Annotated in this window: 19 protein-coding genes; 10 read left to right on the forward strand and 9 right to left on the reverse strand. The window is 46.9% G+C overall.

All coding sequences use genetic code 11. The features are described from left to right. Positions 1-84 precede the first annotated feature (84 nt). The 3 genes from KD145_RS21360 to KD145_RS21370 all read left to right on the forward strand — a co-directional run bounded on the left by KD145_RS21360 (position 85) and on the right by KD145_RS21370 (position 2,209). Positions 85-798, forward strand: a complete 714-nt coding sequence (locus KD145_RS21360; protein WP_212001510.1) for a pirin family protein — start codon at positions 85-87, stop codon at positions 796-798. A 150-nt stretch (positions 799-948) separates the two neighbouring features. Then, a complete protein-coding gene (locus KD145_RS21365) occupies positions 949-1,662 on the forward strand; it encodes an HAD-IIB family hydrolase (RefSeq protein ID WP_212001512.1) in 714 nt (237 codons plus the stop codon). Between the two features lie 169 nt (positions 1,663-1,831). After that, positions 1,832-2,209 carry a hypothetical protein gene (locus KD145_RS21370; RefSeq protein WP_212001514.1) on the forward strand — a complete coding sequence of 126 codons (378 nt, stop codon included), beginning with the start codon at positions 1,832-1,834 and terminating at the stop codon, positions 2,207-2,209. 4 nt (positions 2,210-2,213) lie between these two features. Here KD145_RS21370 and KD145_RS21375 read toward each other — a convergent pair whose 3' ends face one another. The 3 genes from KD145_RS21375 to dxs form a co-directional block, all read right to left on the reverse strand. Beyond that, complete coding sequence (locus KD145_RS21375) at positions 2,214-3,320, reverse strand: PAS domain-containing protein (protein ID WP_212001516.1); 1,107 nt, start codon at positions 3,318-3,320, stop codon at positions 2,214-2,216. A gap of 131 nt (positions 3,321-3,451) precedes the next feature. Further along, entirely contained in the window at positions 3,452-4,495 is a 1,044-nt protein-coding gene (locus KD145_RS21380; protein WP_212001517.1) for an iron-sulfur cluster-binding domain-containing protein, read from the reverse strand. A gap of 111 nt (positions 4,496-4,606) precedes the next feature. Beyond that, positions 4,607-6,532: a 1-deoxy-D-xylulose-5-phosphate synthase gene (gene dxs / locus KD145_RS21385; RefSeq protein WP_212001518.1), complete on the reverse strand. Its 1,926-nt coding sequence runs from the start codon at positions 6,530-6,532 to the stop codon at positions 4,607-4,609. Positions 6,533-6,755: 223 nt separating this feature from the next. Here dxs and KD145_RS21390 point away from each other — a divergent pair, with 223 nt between their 5' ends. Next, positions 6,756-7,808: a sensor histidine kinase gene (locus KD145_RS21390; protein ID WP_212001519.1), complete on the forward strand. Its 1,053-nt coding sequence runs from the start codon at positions 6,756-6,758 to the stop codon at positions 7,806-7,808. A gap of 100 nt (positions 7,809-7,908) precedes the next feature. Further along, entirely contained in the window at positions 7,909-8,637 is a 729-nt protein-coding gene (locus KD145_RS21395) for a LytTR family DNA-binding domain-containing protein (protein WP_113615705.1), read from the forward strand. Positions 8,638-8,733: 96 nt separating this feature from the next. Here KD145_RS21395 and KD145_RS21400 read toward each other — a convergent pair whose 3' ends face one another. Further along, entirely contained in the window at positions 8,734-9,492 is a 759-nt protein-coding gene (locus KD145_RS21400; RefSeq protein ID WP_212001521.1) for a geranylgeranylglyceryl/heptaprenylglyceryl phosphate synthase, read from the reverse strand. A 334-nt stretch (positions 9,493-9,826) separates the two neighbouring features. On the opposite strand from KD145_RS21400, the gene KD145_RS21405 reads away from it, so the two are divergent. The 3 genes from KD145_RS21405 to KD145_RS21415 all read left to right on the forward strand — a co-directional run bounded on the left by KD145_RS21405 (position 9,827) and on the right by KD145_RS21415 (position 14,728). Then, on the forward strand, positions 9,827-13,141 hold the full coding sequence (locus KD145_RS21405; protein WP_212001522.1) for a vitamin B12-dependent ribonucleotide reductase: 3,315 nt from the start codon (positions 9,827-9,829) through the stop codon (positions 13,139-13,141). A 549-nt stretch (positions 13,142-13,690) separates the two neighbouring features. After that, complete coding sequence (locus KD145_RS21410; RefSeq protein ID WP_212001523.1) at positions 13,691-14,218, forward strand: hypothetical protein; 528 nt, start codon at positions 13,691-13,693, stop codon at positions 14,216-14,218. Between the two features lie 21 nt (positions 14,219-14,239). Then, positions 14,240-14,728, forward strand: a complete 489-nt coding sequence (locus KD145_RS21415) for a YcxB family protein (RefSeq protein ID WP_212001527.1) — start codon at positions 14,240-14,242, stop codon at positions 14,726-14,728. Between the two features lie 234 nt (positions 14,729-14,962). Here KD145_RS21415 and KD145_RS21420 read toward each other — a convergent pair whose 3' ends face one another. The 5 genes from KD145_RS21420 to prs form a co-directional block, all read right to left on the reverse strand. Then, positions 14,963-15,679: a DUF2490 domain-containing protein gene (locus tag KD145_RS21420; protein WP_212001529.1), complete on the reverse strand. Its 717-nt coding sequence runs from the start codon at positions 15,677-15,679 to the stop codon at positions 14,963-14,965. 153 nt (positions 15,680-15,832) lie between these two features. Next, a complete protein-coding gene (locus KD145_RS21425; RefSeq protein WP_212001531.1) occupies positions 15,833-17,323 on the reverse strand; it encodes a SusD/RagB family nutrient-binding outer membrane lipoprotein in 1,491 nt (496 codons plus the stop codon). A gap of 11 nt (positions 17,324-17,334) precedes the next feature. Next, positions 17,335-20,757, reverse strand: a complete 3,423-nt coding sequence (locus KD145_RS21430) for a SusC/RagA family TonB-linked outer membrane protein (protein WP_212001533.1) — start codon at positions 20,755-20,757, stop codon at positions 17,335-17,337. 121 nt (positions 20,758-20,878) lie between these two features. Next, on the reverse strand, positions 20,879-21,328 hold the full coding sequence (locus tag KD145_RS21435) for a GNAT family N-acetyltransferase (protein WP_212001535.1): 450 nt from the start codon (positions 21,326-21,328) through the stop codon (positions 20,879-20,881). 65 nt (positions 21,329-21,393) lie between these two features. Beyond that, positions 21,394-22,323, reverse strand: a complete 930-nt coding sequence (prs, locus tag KD145_RS21440; RefSeq protein WP_212001537.1) for a ribose-phosphate diphosphokinase — start codon at positions 22,321-22,323, stop codon at positions 21,394-21,396. Positions 22,324-22,462: 139 nt separating this feature from the next. On the opposite strand from prs, the gene KD145_RS21445 reads away from it, so the two are divergent. Next, on the forward strand, positions 22,463-23,182 hold the full coding sequence (locus KD145_RS21445; RefSeq protein ID WP_212001538.1) for a carboxypeptidase-like regulatory domain-containing protein: 720 nt from the start codon (positions 22,463-22,465) through the stop codon (positions 23,180-23,182). Positions 23,183-23,293: 111 nt separating this feature from the next. Further along, positions 23,294-24,214, forward strand: a complete 921-nt coding sequence (locus tag KD145_RS21450) for a FecR family protein (protein WP_212001540.1) — start codon at positions 23,294-23,296, stop codon at positions 24,212-24,214. Positions 24,215-24,243 lie beyond the last annotated feature (29 nt).

Here is a 24,243-nt window from a genome sequence, read left to right on the forward strand (position 1 = left end):
TTGTCCACTTTTTTCAACATATCATCCATTTATCTCCCCTCTCTTTATGCCGATCTTTGTAATGTTAAACAAGGAGATTTAATTATGGAAAAGATTATACATCGTGCAGATAGCAGAGGTTACGCCAATCATGGCTGGTTAAAAAGTCATCAGACCTTCAGCTTCGCCAATTATTACGATCCCGGCAGGATACATTTCGGCGCTCTGCGTGTATTCAACGACGACTACGTAAAAGGCGGCATGGGCTTCGGTGCACACCCACACGACAATATGGAGATTGTGTCTATCGTTCTCGACGGTAGTATGGAACACCGCGACAATACCGGCAGGCATGAAGTGATCAAAAAAAATGATGTGCAGGTAATGAGTGCAGGTACCGGTATTGTGCACTCAGAATTTAACGCATCGAAAACAGAAGACGCCAACTTCCTGCAGATATGGGTTTTCCCGAAAGAGAGAAATATTATACCTCGTTATGATCAGCGTACCTTCGATCCGGCAGCCCGTGAAAACGCTTTACAGGTAGTGATTTCACCCGATGCTGCTGATGGTGCACTGACACTCCATCAGGACACCTGGTTTTCACTGGGAGATTTTGAAGCAGGCCGTAAGATAGACCTGACACCCAAACAATCAGGCATCGGCTCTTACCTCTTCCTGATGGAGGGTGAAATAAAAGTCGCTGATGAAGTATTAACGACAAGAGACGCGATCGGATTATCTGATTACGAAAAGGTAACAGTGGAAGTAGTGAAACCGGCAAAATTTTTGTTGATAGATGTGCCTATGCTGAACTGATTATTTATTTCGTGAGATATTAACCCGTTATATGCAGCAAGAGACCGGCCTTCAGGCGGTCTCTTGTTTTTGCAGGTGGTTTGCCACGGCTGAATTTGTATTACACACCTAAACCTTTTATCTTGAGGCATTCAACAGCAGAAAATAAAAATGTTATTAGCAACAGATCTTGACGGAACATTCCTGGCTGGCTCAGCGGCCGACAAAGCACAATTATATGAACTGGTGCGTAGCCGGGAAGACATACAACTGGTATTTGTAACGGGAAGGGGTATACGTAGTGTGCTGACATTGCTGGAAGATCCTGATTTGCCCAGGCCGGAATATATTATCTGTGATGTGGGTGCTACCGTAACGCACCTGGCTTCACTAGTGGCGGTGGAACCTGTACAGTCTGCCATTGCAGGGTTATGGCCCGGAGATGAGGTGAGGGAAAAACTAAAAACGGTGAAAGGTTTATTGCATCAGGAGGCACAGCAGCAGTATCGTTGTTCCTACTATTATGATGATGCTACCGATATTGAAACAGCCAGACAGGTGGCGGAATCGCTGCAGTGTGATCTGGTATTGTCTGCCGGAAAATATCTGGATGTTCTTCCTAAAGGAGTGAATAAAGGTAATACACTGCAGCAATTGTTAGGAGTGCTGTCGTTGCCGCATCATCAGGTGTTGGTAGCTGGTGACTCTATGAATGATTATTCCATGTTTGAGATGGGATTTAAAGGAGTAGTTGTGGGAGATGCAGAACCCGAATTGCTGGTCCGTACAGCGGGAATGCCCAGTGTACTGCAGTCGGACCGCATTGGTACAGGGGGTATTCTGGAGGCATTAAGCCGGTTTCCGGAGTTTGGTATATATCTCTGAATAACAAGTGAGGAAGTACGAAAGTTATGAGGTCTGCATCAAAAAAGATCGTAACTTAGAAGCAGGTCTTTGTTAATAATTGCGGAATGTAAAACTGCCAAGTGGATATTGAAATCACGGATTGGGTAATGATGAATCATCATTTTGTAAATGGATAAATCAATACACCATGGAAATTACAACACAGCCTGAAGATCTGATCCATCAGATCGACTCCTGGAAGGAGGAGGTAAACGAAGTAAGAGAAGAAGTGAAACTGATGCGGGAGCGACTGGAGCAAATTGCGCTCAGTGTTGCACCGGAAGAAGTAATGAAAAGTGTGGAACACTTTGAGAACCGTTTGTTAAGACAGCGGGAAGTTGCCGACGAGATGTTCCACGATATTAAACAATTTGCCAAAAGCCAGTCGGACCAGCCACAAACGGTCATCCACGACGACCGGCCTGTATGCGACTACGAAACCTTGCAACGCCGCATGGAGATTTTTCAGAAACTATTTGTTGAGCTGAAAGAAGATTTCAATCATTTTATGATGAATGAGGTGTAGCAGACTACTCAATATTCTTCACCTTATGCTCTATCTTATGAATTATTTCATCCAGTTGCAGGGTGGACTGATGTAGCCATTCCATCAAACGCGAGTTGAGATGAATATCCTGATTGCTTTTATCGAAGAGGTTGGCAATACTGAGGATGGAGACAACAGGTCTGCGTATTTCATGTGAATTGATCCAGGCTATTTCCCGGAGTGTTTTATTTTGTGCTTCGAGACGTACGGCCTGTTTGATATACTTATCTATATCCTGTACGATGCCGATCATCCGTATGGGCTGGTTGTTTTCGTAGATGATGAAAGCACGGTCTACTACGTATTTGTAAGTGCCATCGGGGCAGCGGAAGCGGTATTGTTGTGACCAGTAATTGATCCTGTTCTGGGTACAGGTTTCCAGCGAGCTCATAACAGCCGGGCCATCTGCCGGATGAATATGGGTTCGCCACCATTCGTAGAGGTCGGCGCCGGATTCGGTAGGTGGCTGGAAGAAGCTTTCCAGGCCGTGTTTCCAGATGATGGCGTTGGTTTGCATGTTGCGGTCGTAGATGGCATCGTTGGTGGCTTGTGCCAGCAGTTCGTACCGTACACCCAGCTGATGTGCTTCCCTGGCTGCTTTTACCTGTTCGTTCACATCTTTGGCCATAATAAAACGGGCATCTCTCCCATCATACATAGCCGAATGGGCATATATTTCCACGAAAAAATTCTCTCCGTTTTTCCGGCGGTGTTTCCATATGCCCCGATATTCTGTGCCGTTACAACGTTCCCGTACATTTTCCATCAGTGCATCCAACTCTTCATGTTCCCGTATATCCCTGATCGTTAGTTGGAGAAACTCCTCTCTGGTATAGCCGTATTTATAGCAGGCAGCATGGTTGACATAGAGAAACTGTAAAGTATCTTTCTCATACACCCACATGGGAATGGGATGACCCATGAAGAGGTTTTCGAATTCAGAAACAATCGGTTTGCGGACCAGCGGAATGGTTAACAGCAGGAATGCACTACACAATACGATTTCATTCAGAATAAGCCAGGTTTTCTGAGTAGATGATTCGCTTCCGGTGAGGAGGTAAGCATTAATGACAATGATTACAAAAAGCAAACACAAACAAGCAATCTTTATCGGGGAGCGTTGCATTTCGCTAATTTCCTTAAAAATTAATTAAAAAAATCACATGGGAAAAATAATACGCAGACAGATATGATTGATAATTAAACAAACATTATGATACTTTATAATTCGATGTTGATCTTTTCAGTGGCAGGATAACCGACGCAGGTAAGGATCAGCCCTTCTGCCAACTCTTTGTCTGTGAGCACTTCATTGACAGGCATCCATACTTTGCCGCTGGTGCATAGCGCAGTACAGGAACCGCAGACACCACCCTTACAACTGTACGGTAGCGGCACATCATGTTCAAGTGCATAGTTCAGGATAGTTTGATTGGCTGGTACAGCGAGGGTGTAGGTTTCGTTGCGCAGCAGTATGTTGACTTCCCGGGGCGTGGTATCTGTAGGCAGGGCTGTTCTGGACAACCGGGCTTCGGTATTCACCACAAAGTTTTCTCTATGCATTTGTGCGTCGCTGAAGCCCATGAAATGAAGGGTCAATATTATCATGCGCATGTATTCCGGCGGCCCGCAAAGGAAGAACTGCGCATCTGCTTTATGGAACAGGAGGTGTTCGGTGACCAGCAGTTCGAGCAGAATATTGTTGAGCCTTCTGTAGGTGTGGTTACTGTCAGGGTCATTACTGAAAAGAAAGAGGCATTTCAGTTGCGGATGCCGGGATTGCAGTGTTTGCAGTTGTTCGTAGAAAATAGTCCTTGCAGGCGACGTATTGCTGTAAATGAGGGTTATTCTGGCAGCAGGTTCATCCTGCAGTATTTGTTTGAGCAGGGAGAATACGGGCGTAATACCGCTGCCGGCGGCGAGGAGAAAGATGTCACGTTCTCCGGAAGGAATGGGTGTAAAGACGAATCTTCCGGAGGGCTCCAGTGAGGTGACGATATCTCCTTTCTGCCAGGACCGCAGTATATGGCGGGATATTTCACCGTTTTCCTTTTCGCGGATGGTAACAGCTATTAGCGGATCGATGCCGGGTGTAGTGCTGAAGGAGTAAGAGCGACGATATTCCTTGTTGTTGACATGGATAATGAAGGTCAGGAACTGGCCTGCCTGGTAAGGGACAGGCTCCGGCGTTGTATTTTCGAGATAATAGGTGTAGGTGCCGGGCGTTTCCTTCTTTATATCAACGATCCTTAACTGAAAATACATATGGCTTTTAATTACGGGCGTACAAATAAATAAGGAGCGAAGATAAGCCGTGAATGTTGAAGTGCCGGCCGGATCTTCGCTCCTTTATCTGTAATGTAAGCTGTATTGATGTTAGATGGTCACGGTAATTTTCTCGCGCAGCATTTCTCTGGTGGCGCGGGCAATACCGGCGGGATCGTATCCGCATTCGCGGAACAGTTCATCCGGTTTACCGTGTTCTATGATCCGGTCGGGGATACCGAGTATACGAATCTTTGATGTGTAGTGGTGTTGTGCCATAAACTCCAGTATGGCGCTGCCGAAGCCACCTTTGATAGATCCATCTTCCACGGTGATCACTTTATCGAATTTGCTGAACACTTCGTGCAGCATGGCTTCATCCAGTGGTTTTACGAAGCGCATGTCGTAGTGGGCAGGTTGCAGGCCGTCGCTGATCAGTTCCTTGCAGGCTTCTGTTACGAAGTTGCCTATATGACCAATGGAAAGGATGGCGATATCCTTACCGTCACGGATCTTACGTCCTGTGCCGGCTTTGATGGCTTTAAAAGGAGTTCTCCATTCGGGCATGACACCTTGACCACGGGGGTACCGGATCACGTACGGATGGGTATTTTCTTCCAGTTGGGCGCTGTACATGAGGTTGCGCAGTTCTTCTTCATTCATCGGTGCGCTGATGATGACGTTAGGAATGCTGCGCATATAGGCGATATCGTAAGCACCGTGGTGAGTAGGTCCGTCTTCTCCTACCAGTCCTGCTCTGTCGAGGCAGAAAACCACGGGGAGGTCCTGGATGGCCACATCGTGAACGGCCTGATCGAAGGCACGCTGGAAGAAGGAAGAGTAGATATTACAGAACACGCGCATACCCTGAGTGGCCATGCCGGCGGAGAGGGTAACGGCGTGTTGTTCGCAGATACCAACATCGAAGGCTCTGTCAGGCATCTTTTCCATCATAAATTTGAGGGAAGAGCCGGAAGGCATCGCGGGGGTGATACCGATGATTTTATCGTTTTTCTCTGCCAGTTCGATAATGGTATGGCCGAAAACGTCCTGGTATTTAGGAGGTTGCGGTCTGTCCGGGATTTTTTTGAATATTTCGCCGGTGATTTTATCGAAGAGGCCCGGAGCGTGCCAGGTAGTCTGGTCCTTTTCTGCGAGGGCATAACCTTTACCTTTGGTGGTAACGATGTGCAGCAGTTTAGGGCCGGGAATATCTTTCAGGTCCTGCAGGGTATCGGCAAGTTTGGTGATATTGTGGCCGTCGATGGGGCCAAAATAGCGCATCTGCAGGGATTCGAAGAGGTTACTGGATTTAGACACCACACCTTTGAGAGAGGCTTCCAGTTTAGAGGCCATTTCGCGGGTAAAGCGTTTGCCTACCGGCAGTTTACCAAGCAGGTTCCATACATCATCCCTCAGTTTGTTGTAGGTGGGAGATGTAGTGATGTCTGTCAGGTATTCTTTGAGAGCACCCACGTTCGGGTCAATAGACATGCAGTTATCGTTGAGGATAATCAGCACATTGGCATTGGCTACACCGGCGTGATTGAGTGCTTCGAAGGCCATACCGGCGGTCATGGCGCCGTCGCCGATAACAGCGATGTGCTGGCGGTCGAACTCTCCTTTGTAGTGGGAGGCCATGGCCATGCCCAAAGCAGCGGAGATGGAGGTAGAGGAGTGCCCTACTCCGAAGGTATCGTATTCGCTTTCGTCTCTTTTTGGAAATCCGCTGATGCCTTTGTATTTCCGGTTAGTCGGAAAGGAATCGCGGCGACCGGTAAGGATCTTATGTCCATACGCCTGATGCCCTACGTCCCATACCAGCTGGTCGTAAGGAGTATTAAATACATAGTGCAGAGCTACTGTGAGTTCCACTACGCCCAGGCTGGCAGCAAAGTGGCCGCCATGCACACTTACCACGTCAATAATATACTGACGTAGTTCATCACACACCTGATGAAGCTGGTCTTTGCTCAGCTTTCTCAAATCCGCTGGGTAATTAATCTGGCTTAAAAGTGAACCGGCCGTGATATTCATAATTTGATGGTCCAGGGTTTAATTAAAAACAAAACTACTAAAAAATATGGGTTCTCATGCGATATTGGGCGGGAAAAACCCCATATAGCCGGAATACCAGCCATTCGGAGGGTGGGATTCACCATTTACCGGTTTTGATTCGCCATTTATAACATTTTAGATTCCGGTAGGGTGTGTCGTACGGTATTTTTGGTATACTTGGGAAGTTTACTAATTTGAATGGATGTTTAAACAAGTGTATAAATACTGGTGGGGGCAACTGTTAGGGTGGTCGGCGTACTTTCTGATCAACGTATTCTTCAATTTCACCCTCCTGAAAAAACCAAATCTGCAAACAGCGATGATCTATCTGATCATTTTTGTGCTGTGTGGTATTGTTTCCACTCATTTGTTCAGAACACTGTTAAACAAGCTCAGGGGTTGGGGGAGTTTTAGTTCTGAAAAGCAGCTGGTGTTATATGTGGTACTGGTATTAAGTACTAGTGTGGTTTTGTATTTTGTGTACAATGTGGTACTGGATTATCTGGTGGGTAATCCGCCGCATAACAAGAATTTCCTGCAGAATCTGCTGGACAGAGGTTATCTGTCCTGTTTTGCTGTTTCCTTCATCTGGTGGGCTATTTACTTCGTCGGGCATTATGTGGACCGAAACCGGATCTCGCAGGTAGACCGGCTGAAGCTGGAAGCGACTGTAAGGGAACTGGAGCTTAAAACGATCAAGGCGCAGCTGAATCCTCATTTTATCTTTAATGCGCTCAACAGCATCCGGGCACTGGTAGACGAGAACCCGCAGCGGGCAAGGACGGCCATTACGGAGCTTTCCAATATCCTGCGAAGTTCCATGGCTACGGAAAAGATGGAAACGGTAAGCCTGGAGAGTGAATTAAATATTGTAAAGGATTACCTTGCACTGGAGCATATCCGCTTTGAAGAGCGGTTGCAGGTAAGGTATGAAATAGATCCCGATACACTGGGGCTGCAGGTGCCGCCCATGATGTTGCAAACACTGGTGGAAAACGCCATCAAACATGGTATTTCCAGGGTGGTGAGCGGCGGAACAGTGTTTATCGCCTCCCGGCTGAATGGCATGGAACATGAAATTATGATCGAAAATACCGGCCAGCTGGTGGAAAAAAATGTTCTCAACGGCCATGGATTTGGACTACAGAGTACGCGGCAACGATTAAGTATTTTGTTTGGAAACAGGGCTACCTTTGATATCAAAAATAAAGACGAGGCAACGGTAGAAGCCAGGGTGGTGATGCCGTTACTCTGATTGCTTGTTATACGGAAACCGCTATGGAAGTGCGTTTGGACTGTCTATAGCGTATTGGATTATTAAAAAATTTAATCATCAACCAAACTTCATATTGCCAATGAAAAAAGCATTGATAATAGATGATGAACGCCTGGCCAGGAGTGAACTGAAAAAATTACTGGCAGATCACCCGGAAATAGTGGTGGTAGGAGAAGCGGTTAACGCGAAGGATGGTATCGAGAAGATAGAGACGCTGCATCCTGACCTGTTGTTTCTGGACATTCAGATGCCGGACAAAACGGGATTTGATCTGCTTGCCGAACTGGAGAAGGCACCACAGGTGATCTTCACCACTGCATATGATGAATATGCGCTGAAAGCATTTGAGTACAATGCGCTGGACTACCTGCTGAAGCCGGTGGAGCCCAAGCGTTTGGCAGATGCGATCCATAAACTGCACCAACTGGAGGAAAAGGACCGGTTGGCCACTGCAGGCGGTATCCGTACCCTGCTGTCTGAAAATGACCAGGTGTTTGTGAAGGATGGTGATCGTTGCTGGTTTGTGAAGCTGCAGGAAATCCGGTTATTTGAAAGCGTGGGTAACTACGCCCGGGTGTATTTTGAGACCAACAAACCGTTGATTCTGAAGTCATTAAATGCACTGGAGGAAAGGCTGGACGAAAGGGTTTTTTTCAGGGCCAACCGCAAACATATTGTGAACCTGCGGATGATCGAGAAAATTGACACTTATTTTAACGGAGGGTTGTTACTGGAGATGAGAGGCGGGGAAAAGATAGAGGTGAGCCGCCGGCAGGCTGTTAAATTCAAGGAGATGATGAGTCTGTAACAGTCTTTTGTTATTGAGCTAATAAAAACAGCGGAGATCGCCATAGGGCTGTCTCCGCTGTTTTTTATATCGATAAAAAAATGAATAAATCGTAAATTACATTGTTACGGGTGCTGAGGAATGTACAGCATCTGCGAGTTCTTTGATCAGGGAAATATCGTGTTCGATGGCATTACCCACTACGATGATATCGGCACCGGCTTTACAGTTGCGGTAAGCTTTTTCTGCGTCGCGGATACCGCCGCCAACGATAATTGGTACTTCCACCTGGCTGGCTACCCGGTTGATCATGGTTTCAGTGATGGGGTTACGGGCACCGCTGCCGGCATCCATATAAATAACTTTCATACCCAGCATCTCCCCTGCCATGGCAGTACACATAGCGATATCTGCTTTGTCTGAAGGAATGGGAGTGGCATTGCTAATGTAGGATACAGTGGTGGGAGCTCCACCATCAATGACCATATAGCCGGTAGAAATTACTTCCAGCTGGCTTTTTTTGACAGCAGCAGCAGAAACTACATGCTGACCAATCAGTAACTCAGGATTTCTACCTGATATCATTGAAAGATAAAGGAGTGCGTCTGCATATCTCGAAACCTGCGAGGGGCTTCCCGGAAACAAAACAACGGGAATATCACAACTGGCTTTCAATTGTTGCACGCATTCATCCAGGTGGTTAGTAATAACGAGGCTGCCACCGAGGAAGATATAATCCACCTTGGCCGCAGTGCATTTAGCCGCGAGTTCAATGATCCCTGCAGGTGTAACCTTATCCGGATCAATCAAAACCGCGAATGCTTTTTCTTTCCTAGCCTTTCTTTCGATGAACGAAGTGTATATTTTATTGTACATCAATAGCGCATTGTTCCGGTTGTCGCAAATGTATAATATTTTTATTAATAACCCACAATGCTAAATAAATATGCATGCAATTCATTTTCTATGAATGGAGTTCATGATACTTACGGCATTATAAGTAACACCCACATATAAAGCTCTGCTAACGACAAATTTTGAGCCGGATTTTTGTTGTATTGGTTTGGTTATAACAAACATCCCGGGAAAGAGTTGATTCAATTATCCACAAGTTGTGCATAATAATCCAACTTACCCAGGTATTTTAAAATTAATTTTAAATCCCCCTCCCTTTACATATTTCTTTAATCGTAAGAAAAAATTTTTGGGTATGAAAAATCCAGCAAGCAGCAAGAGTGGCCTGACGTTTTCCCGTTATTTCACACGGGAAGGAGTGCCTCCGTATGAACAGTTCGAGTATGACCTGCGCTCGTCGGTGATCCGTAATCCCGGTGGAGATGTGGTGTTTGAGATGAACAACGTGGAAGTGCCCAAAGGATGGTCGCAGATCGCGACTGATATCCTGGCACAGAAGTATTTCCGAAAGGCAGGCGTGCCTCAGGAAGACGGTAGTCTGGGCCGTGAAACGTCGGTGAAGCAGGTGGTGCATCGTATGGCTCACTGCTGGCAGGCGTGGGGAGAACGCTATGGGTATTTTGCTTCTCCGGAAGATGCACAGGTATTTTATGACGAGCTGGTTTATTGTATGCTGAATCAGGCTTGTGTGCCTAATTCGCCGCAATGGTTTAATACCGGGCTTTATGAGAGTTATGGTATCAAAGGAAAACCACAGGGACATTTTTATGTGGAACAACATACCGGTAAGCTGGAGAAGTCGACTTCTGCCTATGAAAGACCGCAGCCCCATGCGTGTTTTATTCTGAGTGTAGAAGATGATCTGGTAGGTGATGGTGGTATTATGGACTTGTGGATGCGGGAGGCCCGTATTTTCAAATACGGCTCCGGTGTGGGCACTAATTTTTCCCATATCCGGGGAGAAGGAGAAAAACTGAGCGGTGGCGGCACTTCCAGCGGACTAATGAGTTTTCTGAAGATCGGCGACCGTGCTGCCGGCGCTATTAAGTCGGGCGGTACCACGCGCCGGGCAGCTAAAATGGTGTGCCTGGACCTGGACCATCCGGAAGTACTGGATTTTATCAATTGGAAAGTAGAAGAGGAAAAAAAAGTAGCCGCATTGATAGCTGCCGGTTATTCTTCAGATTATGAGGGTGAGGCTTACCGGACTGTATCCGGCCAGAACTCCAACAATTCTGTTCGCATCCCCAACCGCTTTTTCCATCAGCTGGCTGCTGATGGCGACTGGGATCTGACAGCCCGTACTACCGGTAAAGCTGTCAAAACCATCAAGGCCAAAGATCTCTGGGACCAGATTGCCTATGCCGCCTGGCGTTGTGCAGATCCCGGCACCCAATATGATACGACCATCAACGAATGGCATACCTGTCCACAAGGAGGCCGGATCAATGCTTCCAACCCCTGCTCTGAATACATGTTTCTGGACAATACCGCCTGTAACCTGGCTTCTGTCAACCTGCGGCGCTTTTTTGACGAGCAGCAGCGTCTTTTCGACGTACCGGGATTTGAATATACAGTGCGGCTGTGGACGGTGGTGCTGGAGATATCTGTATTGATGGCACAGTTCCCTTCCAGGGAGGTGGCTCAGTTGAGTTACGATTATCGTACGCTTGGGCTCGGTTATGCCAATCTGGGTTCCATGCTGATGGTAAATGGTATTGCCTATGACAGTGAAGAGGCTCGTGGTATTGCAGGAGCTATTACAGCTATTATGACCGGTGTGGCTTATCAGACATCAGCGGAGATGGCTTCGCATCTGGGCGCTTTCCCACGTTTTGCAGATAACCGGGAAGACATGTTGCGTGTGATGCGTAATCATCGTGCTGCCGCTTACGATGCAGCAGAAGCTTATGAAGGGCTCGAAATTCTTCCCCAGGGTATCAATGCCCGGTTTTGCCCTGATTATCTGCTGAAAGCAGCTACAAGGGCCTGGGATGAGGCGGTGCAGGCAGGTGAGAAATATGGCTATCGTAATGCCCAGACAACAGTGATTGCTCCCACGGGGACCATCGGGCTGGTAATGGACTGTGATACTACAGGTGTAGAGCCTGATTTTGCGCTGGTAAAATTTAAAAAGCTGTCCGGTGGTGGTTATTTCAAAATCATCAACCAGTCTATTCCAACAGCCTTGCATAATCTGGGCTATCAGCCTCATGAAATAAGAGCAATTGTGGACTATGCAAAGGGTACCGGTTCTTTTGCCGGAGCGCCCTATATTAATCATCAGTCACTCAGTGAAAAAGGTTTTATCGCTGAAGAGTTGAAAAAGCTGGATAGTGCGGTGGTTTCTTCCTTCGATATTTCCTTTGTGTTTAATGTTTATACGCTGGGAGAAGCTTGTCTGCAGCGGCTGGGCTTTACACCGGAGCAGTACTTTAATCTTGACTTCAGTTTGTTGCATGCGCTGGGATTTACGGATGCAGAGATAGAGGCAGCCAATGATTATATCTGTGGTACGATGACGATAGAAGGCGCGCCGTATCTGCAGGAGGCACATCTGCCGGTGTTTGACTGTGCCAACAAGTGTGGCAGACATGGTGAGCGTTATATCCATCCGCATGGACATATCCGGATGATGGCGGCAGCGCAGCCGTTTATTTCCGGGGCTATTTCCAAAACGATCAACCTGCCGCATGAAGCGGAAGTGCATGAAATAGCAGATGCCTATATGCTGAGCTGGGAGCTGGGACTCAAAGCCTGCGCGCTTTACAGGGATGGTAGTAAGTTGAGTCAACCGCTTAGTAATAAGAGTGATAAGAAGAAAAAAACAGATGTTGTAGCCACTACAGAATCTGCACAGATTTTAGATACCGACCAGTTGACGATTGAAGAGTTGCTGGAAGAAGTGAACAAGCGGATGATCGCCAGTACGGATACTACGTTGAAGCGGCAGCTGTCAAGGATTGTAGAGCGTAAGACATTGCCAGCCAAACGGGGAGGTTTTACGCAGAAGGCAAAAGTTGGTGGACAGGCTATCTACCTGCATACGGGAGAATATAATGATGGCACACTGGGAGAGATTTTTATTGATCTGGCGAAGGAAGGATCTACACTGCGTAGTATGATGAACTGCTTTGCCATAGCGGTTTCTGTAGGATTACAATATGGTGTGCCGCTGGAGGAATTCGTAGATAAGTTTGTATTTACCCGTTTTGAGCCGGCGGGGATGGTTGACCATCCGAACATTAAATCGGCTACATCGCTGGTGGATTATGTGTTCCGGGTATTGGGATATGAGTATCTGGGGCGTACAGACCTGGTGCATTTGCTGGATGCGCCGGGGAATACCGGAGAAGAAGAGGATGAAAAAAACGATACCCATTTGTTGTCAGGTATGCGGGTGACTTATCATGCGGGTAGTCCGAAAAGCGCGCCCAGAGCGGTAAAGCAGCAGCCGGCAGTCAAGCATTCTGCAGAAAACAGCACGCAGGATTATTTGCGCAGTATGCAGAGTGATGCCCCTGCCTGTAACGTTTGCGGGCATATTACAGTAAGGTCCGGCACTTGTTACAAATGCCTGAACTGCGGTAACAGCATGGGTTGTAGCTGATTTGATGTTGCAACTCTTGTTAACGATATGTTATTGTGCCTTTAAAATTTCAAAGAAAAATAACATGCACTTACCTTTGTATTCAAATAGGGTTTTCATAGGATAGTAACAAATTGAGGGCGCTTTTCTAGGCGCCCTTACTTTTTTCCAAAAACCCCGGTTTGAAACACCGTTTTTGACCTCCCTTCTTCTGGCCTATTACTCCAATGGGGTATTAGGGTATTTCATTTTGTCTAATTTTAAGCCTTTTAATTTTCATTTCTGAAGTTTTGCGTTTTCATATTAGAAAATATTTAATTTTTATCCTTTTCTAACTGTCACCATATAATTTTATTATATTTGTTATTGTATTAATTTTTATTATGGTTACTGTCCTATGAAAAACCAAATATTCCTACACCGCGTGATTCATCATGCACTGTAAATGACTCTCGAAAGCAATGGTTCGTCCATTGCTTTTGTTTTTTTACGGGTTTATACGTATTTTTTTTAGGCATGAGAAATCTCAGAATATAATTGTATTTTTAAGACTCGAAAAATTGACGCCTTATGAAAAAGCTGTTGTTCTTGCTGCTGGTAGTTTTGGCCGCAGCCACATCAGCAAATGCCAACACTGGTGGTGGGAATGGTGACAACACCTGCACCTGTAAAGCCGGGGAGAACAATGGAGATAAAAACGGGGATAACAACGATAACCGTAATAATGCCAGAAATAATGATAAAGCCAAACCTGTACGGGTAGAAGAGTTTGTATTATTATTTCCCCGGGTAGAGACGGCTGAGAAAGTAGATGAAGCAGAGTTGGAAAAAGCTATTGTGGACCTTTACAAATGGTATTTACAAAACGAAACAAAAATAAACACCAACGACTTCCTGAAAGGAAGTGGTAAGGAGCTGGCATTCCCCTTCAAGGTGGATCCCAAGACCTTACAGCAGTATTTCCTTTTCATCAAGAAAAACTTTCCGGGCTTCAATGAGGAGTTCCTTTCCACACTGAAGCGTAACCGTAAGAAAGATGCACCTGTTACTGTACGTGATGAAATGGATAATCCTATGTCGATTTCCGTAAACAGATAAAATCGTTTTGCCAGGCGCCTAATGCAGTTAGAGTTCAGTTACAATAAGGGAGATGTGTTGCATGCATTACGCTATCATTTTATGCAGCGGGGTGAAATTAAGGTGTTCCGAAACACCCTTATTATCTTGTTGCTGGCTACGATAGCGGGCTATTCCTTTAACCTGGTCACACCCGGCACTCTTTCCGGCATAGCCGTCATGGTACTCCTGCTCGGGCTCGTTTTCTGGTATCTCCTCCCCATTTCCATCTACAACAAGGCCGCTACCTTCAAAGACAATATCCAGCTCCGCTATTCCGACGAAGGCATACAAATCTCTACCAGCGCCAGTGACCACGAACGTTCTATCAGCTGGAAAAGCTTTTACCGCGTAGTGGAAACCAAAAAATTCTTCTTCCTCTACAGGGATAAAAAATCCTTCTTCCTCATTCCTATTAGTGCTTTTAAAACGGAAGATGCGTACGAACTCTTCTCAACTATGATGAAGTCTAAATTTAACACCAGCTATTAACTCAGGCAGATGATGTTTTAGCTGATGGGGCTGATTCTCCTGATGAGCGGAGATTGTGTTTTGCTGATCTTGATGCCGGAGATTTAATTTTCTGATAAATAGAAATTGTATTTTTTTATATATGATATTTAATTCAAAAGCCCGCTGGTAAGATCAGCGGGCTTTATGTTTGTATTATAGATTAATACATTTATAATTTTTGATTATCTGTTTGGCGCAGTAATATCAAATGCATCAGAGATTAATGTTCTGGAATACACTGAAATGCAGGATATGGTTCATGGTTTTGGCTCCGCTATTTACCTGTACAAGCTGGTTCATATAGCCGATGTCAGCTTTGAGGTTGGGACTGATCTGATAGCCAAAGGCGGTCAGAAACCGGTTCTGATCAAAAAGGAGATTGCTGATACTATTACCCCAGAGATTCAGGAAAATTTCGTCCTGTAATGCCACATAAAACCGGGTTGGCTGCTGGTGATGGCGGATGGTCAACTGGGTACGGTTGAAATACCGCAGGCGGTTGCCATATTTCCAGTCACCTATAGCCTCATGGGCACCAGGTGCTGAGGGTTGTGCTACCCAGCGCTGTTCCAGCCGGAAACGGTGGGTCATATCGATTTTAGGGGCTTTGTAAATGTATTGCTCAAAAATACGCTGCTCCGGCAGCCAGGTATCGCTGACATTGTTATACGTAGGCACAAAAGCATATCCCAATAATACCTGGTGCTGTTTGTTGATAGCATATTGCAGCCCTCCCCTCATCAGCAGCTGTCCCTTATTGCTGATTCCGTCTCTGATACGTAGCTGCACATCGAAGGGAACCGACCAGTGCTGATTGATTTTCATTGTCCCGAAATAAGTGTACCAGTGCTGGTAGGCATGCGTGGTTTCCTGGGCCGAGGCATAGCGGGTAAGGGCTATTACGGCCAGTAATAACAGTACTTTCTTCATAAAAATGCTTAAAACTTATTATAGGGGGGATTAAAGATAAAGCAAGTGCGGCATTGATAAAAACGGGAAGACGAGGATCAGGGCCTTACAGAACAAAAAAGCGCCCGCAAAAGCGGGCGCCGGTTGATTGTTTTAGTTGATTGTGTTTTTTTGTTAAAATTTGTTAAACCACAGTTTAGTGCCTTTCACATCGCCTCCAATTGCCTTGGCGGCATTTTCATATGATGTTTTATTAACGGTTTGTTCGGAGATCAGGTAAGTAAGGCGGTATGGCACAAAAGGCGTGGAAGGGTCCATAGAACCAGATACTGGTGCTATGAACAAGGCTTCTCCGCCTGGTTTTTTGAAGTTGAGCCTGGTGCGCTCAAACCAGCCCTGCAAACCCTGAGGATAGAGTGCCAGCCATTTCTGCGTACCGATTACATTACGCCAGTCGCTGGCGTTGTAGGGCACTTTTGCGATGTAGCTGTTGATAGCAGAGTCATCGATACTTCTGTCATCTGCCAGTTTTTTCCAGAAGCCGATAGATGCTTTGATACCATTGGTGTAGTGGGTGGCGGCGTCGCCTACGTTCATGCCGCGGGCGGCTGCTTCTGCCAGGATAAACTCCACTTCCGCATAATCCATCAGAATACCGGGCATAACGGCGCTATAGATCTGTTTACCAGGATAGGAAAACTTTCCGGGTGCAGGCCGGGTTTTATCAGCACTGGCCCAGCCGTAAGGCATTCCGTTGACGACCTGGTCATCTTTGGAAGGACGGGCATAGATGGCCAGTCTGGGATCGGCTACACTTTTCATATAGTCTACCAGGGTAGCACTTACGAAAAAGTCAGAGATCTCCCTTTCGGAATCATTGAAGGGGAATTTATTGGGAGCAGCGTTCAGATAGGTGAACAACGCATTATCATCGTTGCTGGTAAATGCCTGCTGGTAATTGGCTTCTATGATTTCCCGGGCTTTGGCATCATTAGTATCAGCCATACGGATGGCGATACGCAACAGCAGTGAGTGGGCCAGTTTGTTCCATTTGTCAGCACTGCCGAGATAGATCACGTCGCCGGTGGCCAGCGTGCCTTTGGTGACATCCAGTATTTTGATCTGTGCCTGCAGGGTATCAATCAACCGGGCATAGACCGTTTGGGCGTCATCGTAGGCGGGAGTGATATTACCGGCGTCGAGCTGGAACGTGCTGGAATAGGGTAGGTTGCCGTAGGCGTCAGCGAGTACCTGGTATATCCAGCAGGCGGTGATCCGGGCGATGGCCGTTTGGGCAGCTATTTTCGGATCATCAAGTTTGTTACCGTTTTGACGGACAACGTTATTGAGATTGTTAAGTGAAATACGGTACAGATTGTTCCAGAGTGTGGAGTTGTTGCCTTCGTCCAGTTTGTAGCGGCTGTCGTCTGTACGGGAGTTGCCAGACCAATACTGGGCATAGTGCGTACCGATATAACCGTTCTGGAGGCCGCTGTACAGCACGTCCATGGCGTTTTTCTGGGCACCGGCCAGCAGGTACTGCGGATCGGCGGTAGTGGGTTTCGTAGGGTCGTGATTGATATCATCGAGCTTTTTACAGCCGGAGAACACGATGGTGGTCAGCAGTAGAAAAGCGGAGCTATATTTCAGGATCTTGTTAGTCATCTTCACGAATTTTAGAATGATACACTCAGGTTTAAGCCATAAGAGCGGAGTGAAGGCAAGGCCCCTCCTTCTATCCCCTGTACGTTGGTAGAGGAGTTGATAATATTGGCCGGGTCTACGTTGGGCGCGTTTGATTTGATCAGCCACAGGTTACGGCCATAGAGGGAAAGGCGTGCGTTCTGGGCGCCGATCTTTCTGTACCATGATTCCGGAAGGTTGTAACCGATTTTAGCTTCTCTCAGGTAGACGTAACTGGCATCATACAGATTAGCTTTGCTGATCACGTTGCCGCCATTGGAACTGAAGTGGTCCTGCGCAGTGATGTTGACTGTATTAGGATGGCCATCGGCGGTAACACCGGGCACTACGATACCTGTTTCGCGGATATTGTTTTCCACTGTGCTTTGCAGCAGGCCCGACTTCTCACCGTACAGGTTGGTGTACGAGAAGAAATTGCCACCATGCTGGAAGTCTATCAGAGCGGAGAGGTAAATACCCTTGTAGGTGAAGGAGTTGGTGATACCTCCTACATAGTCCGGATAGGCGTTGCCGATAGGCACGTTTGTTTTGGTAGGCACATAGTGTCCCTGTGCGTCTACTACTTTCTGACCGTTGAGGTACGTGTAATCGGTACCGATGATGGTGCCAAGCGGCTGGCCTACCATAGCCACTACAGATACTTTCTGGGTACGGCGGTCGGTGCCGATGAGGAGAACCGGCAGGGAGGTATTATACTGTTGTATGTCGAGGTTGAGCAGTTTGTTGCGGTTGCGGGCGATATTGGCGCTGATATCCCAGCGGAAGCCGTTTTTAAGGCGGATAGGATTCAGGTTCAGGCCGATTTCGATACCGCTGTTCTGTACGCTGCCGCCATTGACATATGCGCTGGTATATCCGGTAGCAGCGGGCAATGTCAGCGCGATGATCTGGTCTCTGGTAGTGCGGTTGTAGTAGGTAAAGTCAACGCCTACACGATTGTCCAGGAATTTCAGTTCCACCCCTGTTTCCACTTCGGAGGTACGTTCGGGTTTGAGGTCTTTGTTGTATTTGGTGGCAGAAGCCTGTGTGACCGGATAAGAGCCGAACGGAGGTACAAAATCGTAGGTGTTGTAAATCCTGTACGGGTCGGCGTCGTTACCTACAGCGGCCAGGCTGCCTCTTACCTTACCAAAGGAGAGCCATTTCCATTCCTTCAGCAGGTCAGAGAATACGAAGGAAAGGGATGCTGACGGGTAGAAGTATTGATTGTTGCCTTTTACGAGTGTGGAGCTCCAGTCGCTGCGGCCGGTGAGGTCGAGGAACAGCATATTTTTATAGCCCAGATTCGCGGTAGCGAAAGCAGAGTTGATCTGTTTTTCGTAGAACTCATCGATAGACTGGGCTGGCTGTACGGAGTTGGCAAGATTGTATACATCTTTGATGGTAAGGCCCTGTACAGTGCTGCCTCCGGTGGTAGTCCAGCGGCGGTGCATGATATTGCCGCCTACAGTGGCATTGAGCTGAAAATCGTGCCCGAAGTTTCTTTTAATATCAGCAGTCATCTGATAGTTCATTTCGCGGGAGGTACGTACCCGTTTGATATAACCACCTACAAAATAATCTCTGGCAGTCCTTTCTTCTTCGAGGGTGTTGTAATCGTCCATGAATACACGGCCGGAGAAGCTGAGCCATTTGTTGGCGTCTATGTCTACACCAGCGAAACCAAAGAGTCGGTTGCGACTGTCGGTTTCATAGTCCATATAACGGTTCCAGTAAGGGCCGTTGCTGGAGAGTGGAGCGGGGTTGTCCCAGGCTTTGCGGTTCCAGGTGCTCTGGGAGCCGTCGTCGTATTTGTAACGTTTTTCCATGTCGAGGTCGAGCTGACGCTGACCGTACATGGTAAACTGCAGTGCCGGGTTGGGGCCTGTAAAGCCGGTACCGGGGCGGCCTTTGGCATTAAGGGCTACATAATTCACAGCAGCTACTGTTCTAACGCCTTTGGTTACTTCGTAATTGCCGTTGAACGACAGGTTATTACGTTTAATGGAGGCGTTAGGGAGCACAAAAGTCTGGTCCATATTGCCGTAGGAAAGGCGGAAACCACCTTTGTCGTTACTGCCGGCCATGGATATATTATTTGTAAGGGTAAAGCCTGTTCTGTAGAAGTCTCTTACGTTGTTGGGATGCGCTGCCCAGGGGGCTGTCTGACCAAAGTAGGGATTGTTTTTGTTTTTATCCCATGACCAGTACGGACGTACGAGGCGACCATCGAGTTTAGGACCCCAGGAGGCATCTTCATAGTACTGCGGCATCAGGTCATAACGGCCTTTGCCGTTATTGTCGTCGTAGGTACCACTTTGTGCATTGAGGAAGCCCTCTGGATTTTTGTTGTAAAACAGCGTATCGAAACGAGGACTGGAGCCACCACCGTATTGATTTTGATAGTCGGGCAGTTTGTATACCTGGTCTATCTGAGCATTGAGACTATAGGTAACGCCTATACCGCGTTCTGAGTCCGGGCGTTTTTTGGTGGTGATGAGCATTACGCCATTGGCACCGCGGCTGCCATAGAGTGCGGTGGCTGCAGCGCCTTTTAGCACAGAGATATTTTCGATGTCTTCCGGATTGATGTCCTGGAGAGGGCTACCATAATCGTAACCGCCACCGCCATTGAGCTGACCGCCCTGGTTGGTGTTGTTGTTCATCATGGGCACCCCGTCGATCACGAAGAAGGCGTTGTTGTCGCCGAGGATGGATTTAACACCACGGATGGTGATTTTGGTGGCACCACCCATAGAGCCGCTGTTGGTATTGATTTGTACGCCTGGCACCTTGCCGGTAAGGGCGTTTACGAAGTTGACTTCTTTTGCTTCCTGTACAGTGCTGCCACTCACTTCCTGTATGGCATATCCCACGGAGCGTGGATTTTTTCTGATACCGAGGGCTGTTACCACTACTTCACCCAATACTTTTTTGTTGGCATCAGCAGGCATGAGTGTAATAGCCAGCGCTTCCTTTTTGGAGAGGATAACAGATTGTTCTGCGAAGGTGGGTGAACTTATCCTGATCGTATCCTTTAATCCTGCTTTGATGGAGAATTTGCCATCAGGGCCGGACTGGGCATTGATGCCGGTAGTTTGGTTACGAATGTGTGCACCGGGAACGGGAGTACCTTTATCATCCTTTACGATTCCGTTGATGGTAAATTTCCCGATTTCTTTCTTCACAGTTGCGTCATCCGGAGGGAGGATAAGGGCGGTGTCCTGTTTGGGTTTTGCAGTATCTTGTCTTGGTTTTGCAGTGTTGGGAGCAGCGGGTTTGGTTACTACCGGAACGGTGGTATCTGCTGGCTGCTGAGCGGTGAGATACCCTTCGGGTTTTGCGTATGCACTGCCGGAATGATAGCAGAATAGGGCATAGCACAGCCCCGACCAGGCTAGTACTTGGCTTCTCATTGTATAGTGCTTGATTTGGTTACAAATTTTTTTTACAGCGTTTATAGGCTGCCGATGGTTATAATGGTGGTCCATATCAATTATCTATACAATTGAAAGCCCATTTACAATGGGCTTTATTTCATTTTATCAGGTTTTTCTTCATTTCGTAGTGTGGGATTCCTACTTCTGTAAACTCGTCTCCGCAGATTTCGTAGCCCAGTTTCTGATAGAAACCGACGGCTTCTTTTCTAGCATGCATGGTTAGTATTCCGAACCCGTTGCTGACAGCATGTGACTCTGCAAAGAGGATGATATCTCTTCCGATTCCTTTTCCCTGCAATAGAGGCGATACCGCCATTTGCCTTAACTGTACAGTGTTTTCGCTGACGGGTGTAAGGATACAGCAGCCGGCCAGCATTGTTTTGTCACCTTCCTGCAGGAAGCCTCCGATGAGGAAGTCATTGATTTCCTGCTGCAGGTATTCAGCCGTGAACGTTAGTCCCAATGGTTTGCGCAGCACTTCATCACGGAGTGCTACCATGTCCTGGTAGTCGCAACTACCGTATTCGATTATACGAAAATCAAGCATCAGACCGGTTTTAATGGTGAATAGGATGTATTAACGTTTATGTATCAACGAAATTGAGACAGGTATCAGCTTCTGGCCATAACAGCATTCACGATAAGTTGATCAACGGATTTTACCTGCAGCATATCATCCTGAATCAGGAGCGCGTTGGGATGGGTATCGGTGCAATAGATACCTTTAATGATACCGCTGTCTTTTATTTTCTGAAAGCCGTTGCCAGCGAAGATACCATGGGTGGTGATTACGTAGATTTCACGGGCGCCTGCATGGAGGTAGGCTTCGGCTGCATGCAGCAGAGAGCCGCCGGTGCGGATCATATCGTCGTATATGATCACGATTTTATCTTTTACATCGGCGCTGATGGCGGTGATGGCTGTTTCTTCGCCGGAGATGCGGCGTTTGAAGGCAAAAGCAGCCGGAACATGAAAATCATTGGCAAGTGATTCTACCCATTTGGCCCTGCCTGCATCGGTGCTGGCGAGCACGAAAGGTTTACCGCCGGCTATCTCCAGCGCAGCTTCCTTCACAAAATCTTTGGCATAAAGGTGTACCGGACGGATATCATTCTCAAAATACCAGGTGATACCATCTACATGAAGATCTATCAGCATAATCCTGTTGCCCCGGGAGGTATTGGGAAGAGAAGAGAACAATACTGCCCTGGTTTTGGCTTTCACGATCTCTCCGTGCTGGACAGCTCTTTCCATGGTGGAATAACCAAAGAATGGAATTACGATGGTAAGGGAGTGTGCCCCCAGCTGGATGCATCCGCTGGCGAGATCATATAATTCCAGGGTTTCCTTGTCGTCAATGGTGCCGCCTAACAGGATTACTTCTTTATTACTGATTTCACTGACAATGCGGTGGTAATGCTCTCCATCAGGAAAATCGCGGATTTCGAGCTGGCCATTTTCCCACTGGGAAGCGGTCTGGGCCAGTATTCGGTCCTTTAAATATTGATAGTGCTGTGTAGCAAAAATGATCTTCTGTGGCATGATAATGGTGAATTGAGGTAAAATTAAGCTATTTATAAGGCTGATAATTAATAATTTTGTACCTGAGCACTGTCATTTACCCGCTTTTTTAACTTTTCATTTGCGGGTGGAACGTTAAATTTGAACGATTAGTACGTCCATGATTCGACTTTTAGCATATATCGGAGCACTTTTTTTCTTCTTTTTCATTTGCCAACAGCACACATCAGCGCAGGTAAGATTGTCTGGTATGGTGGCAGACCAGGAAACGAAAACGGGATTGCCATTTGTTTCCATCATTAACAAAAGAACGATGACGGGCACGCTCAGCAGTGAGAGTGGTCGTTTTTATATTGAAGGTATGCCGGGTGATACCATTGAGTTTTCTATGCTCAGTTATACCCAGCGCCAGGTTGTAATGCCAGGGATGTCTTCTTCTCTGGATATCTACCTGCAGAGAAGGCTTTTTGAGTTACAGGGTGTGAATGTAAAAGGAAGCAACTATAAAAAGGACTCACTGGCTATGCGTGATGAATACGATCGTTATTTCCGTTACCGTAAGCCAGGTGCTGTAGACGTATTAAAAACGCTGCCTGCCAACCCTATCACTGCCTTGTCCTACCTGGTGCCCAGTAAGGCGCGCAAGCGTAAGGAACAGTTCCATGAGCAGCTGTTGTACTGGGAAAAAGAAAAGTATATTGATTACCGTTATTCTCCTGAGCTGGTGGGCAAAATGACCAAACTGCAAAGCCCCGAGCTGGATTCCTTCATGCATAGATACCGCCCTGGTTATCAGTTTCTCAATGATGCTACTGAATATGACCTGTTGTTGTTCATCAAACAGTCATTTGCAGAATATCAGCGGACAAAGGGCAAATAATTCTCCCAAAGATCAAATATTACCAAATTGTTAACCCGTAAATCTGACTAGGAACATCCCGTTTCCCAGACGTACTCTTCATGTAAACACCCAAAGCAGGGAATCTGGGATATGGACAAACAACTACTGGACAAGTATTTTAAAGGACATTGTACGGAACAGGAAGCAACTGCTGTTGAAGCCTGGTTATCGGCGCCGGACTCTCCCCTGCTCGATGAGTTTATGATGGAAAAGTGGGATGCTGCGAATCCGCCGGTGGCGGCCGCGCCCAAAATACATCGCTGGTGGTATACAGCAGCAGCGGCCGTAGTAACCGGTATGATAGGGCTGGTATCTTTTCTGTGGCAACAGGGACATGCACGGCAGGAGCTGGCAGCCCGCTACGACACGTTGCGCAACAACAGTAACAATATCCAGCTGTTTACCATGGCCGATGGTTCTGAAGTGTGGCTGAATGCTCATTCCACGGTATGTTATGGCCTGCTGTACAACAAGGAAAACAGAGAACTGTGGTTATCCGGCGAAGCCTATTTTAAAGTAGTAAAAGATGAAGACCGTCCCTTTATGGTGCATGCCGGCGGTCTTACTACCACTGTACTGGGAACATCCTTTAATATCGCCACTTCCAACAAAGCAGACGGTGCTATCCAGGTGAGCCTGATAGAAGGAAAAATTGCAGTAAGCAAATTGCATGGATTCAATAAAATACTATTACCTGGCCAGATGCTGGAATATGTGAATGGTAAAGAACCACAGCTGATGGCTTTCGGACAGCATGAAGTATTGGACTGGAAGAGCGGTAAAATACATTTCGAGAATACCAGTCTGGCGGATGCCCTGATGAAACTGCAGCAGCGTTATGGTATCCATATCATCCTGGAGCAACCGGAAATAGGCAACAGGAAGATATCCGGAGAGTTTAAAAAAGAAGTATCACCCGAAAAAATATTGACCACCCTGGCGTATGTGCACAACATCTCCATTACTCGTGTAAATGACAGTACATTCCAGGTACAACGCAAACGCAACTAACCACAATTAAAACTATCTATTTAATCTAA

This window comes from Chitinophaga sp. HK235, assembly GCF_018255755.1.
Classification (GTDB): domain Bacteria; phylum Bacteroidota; class Bacteroidia; order Chitinophagales; family Chitinophagaceae; genus Chitinophaga.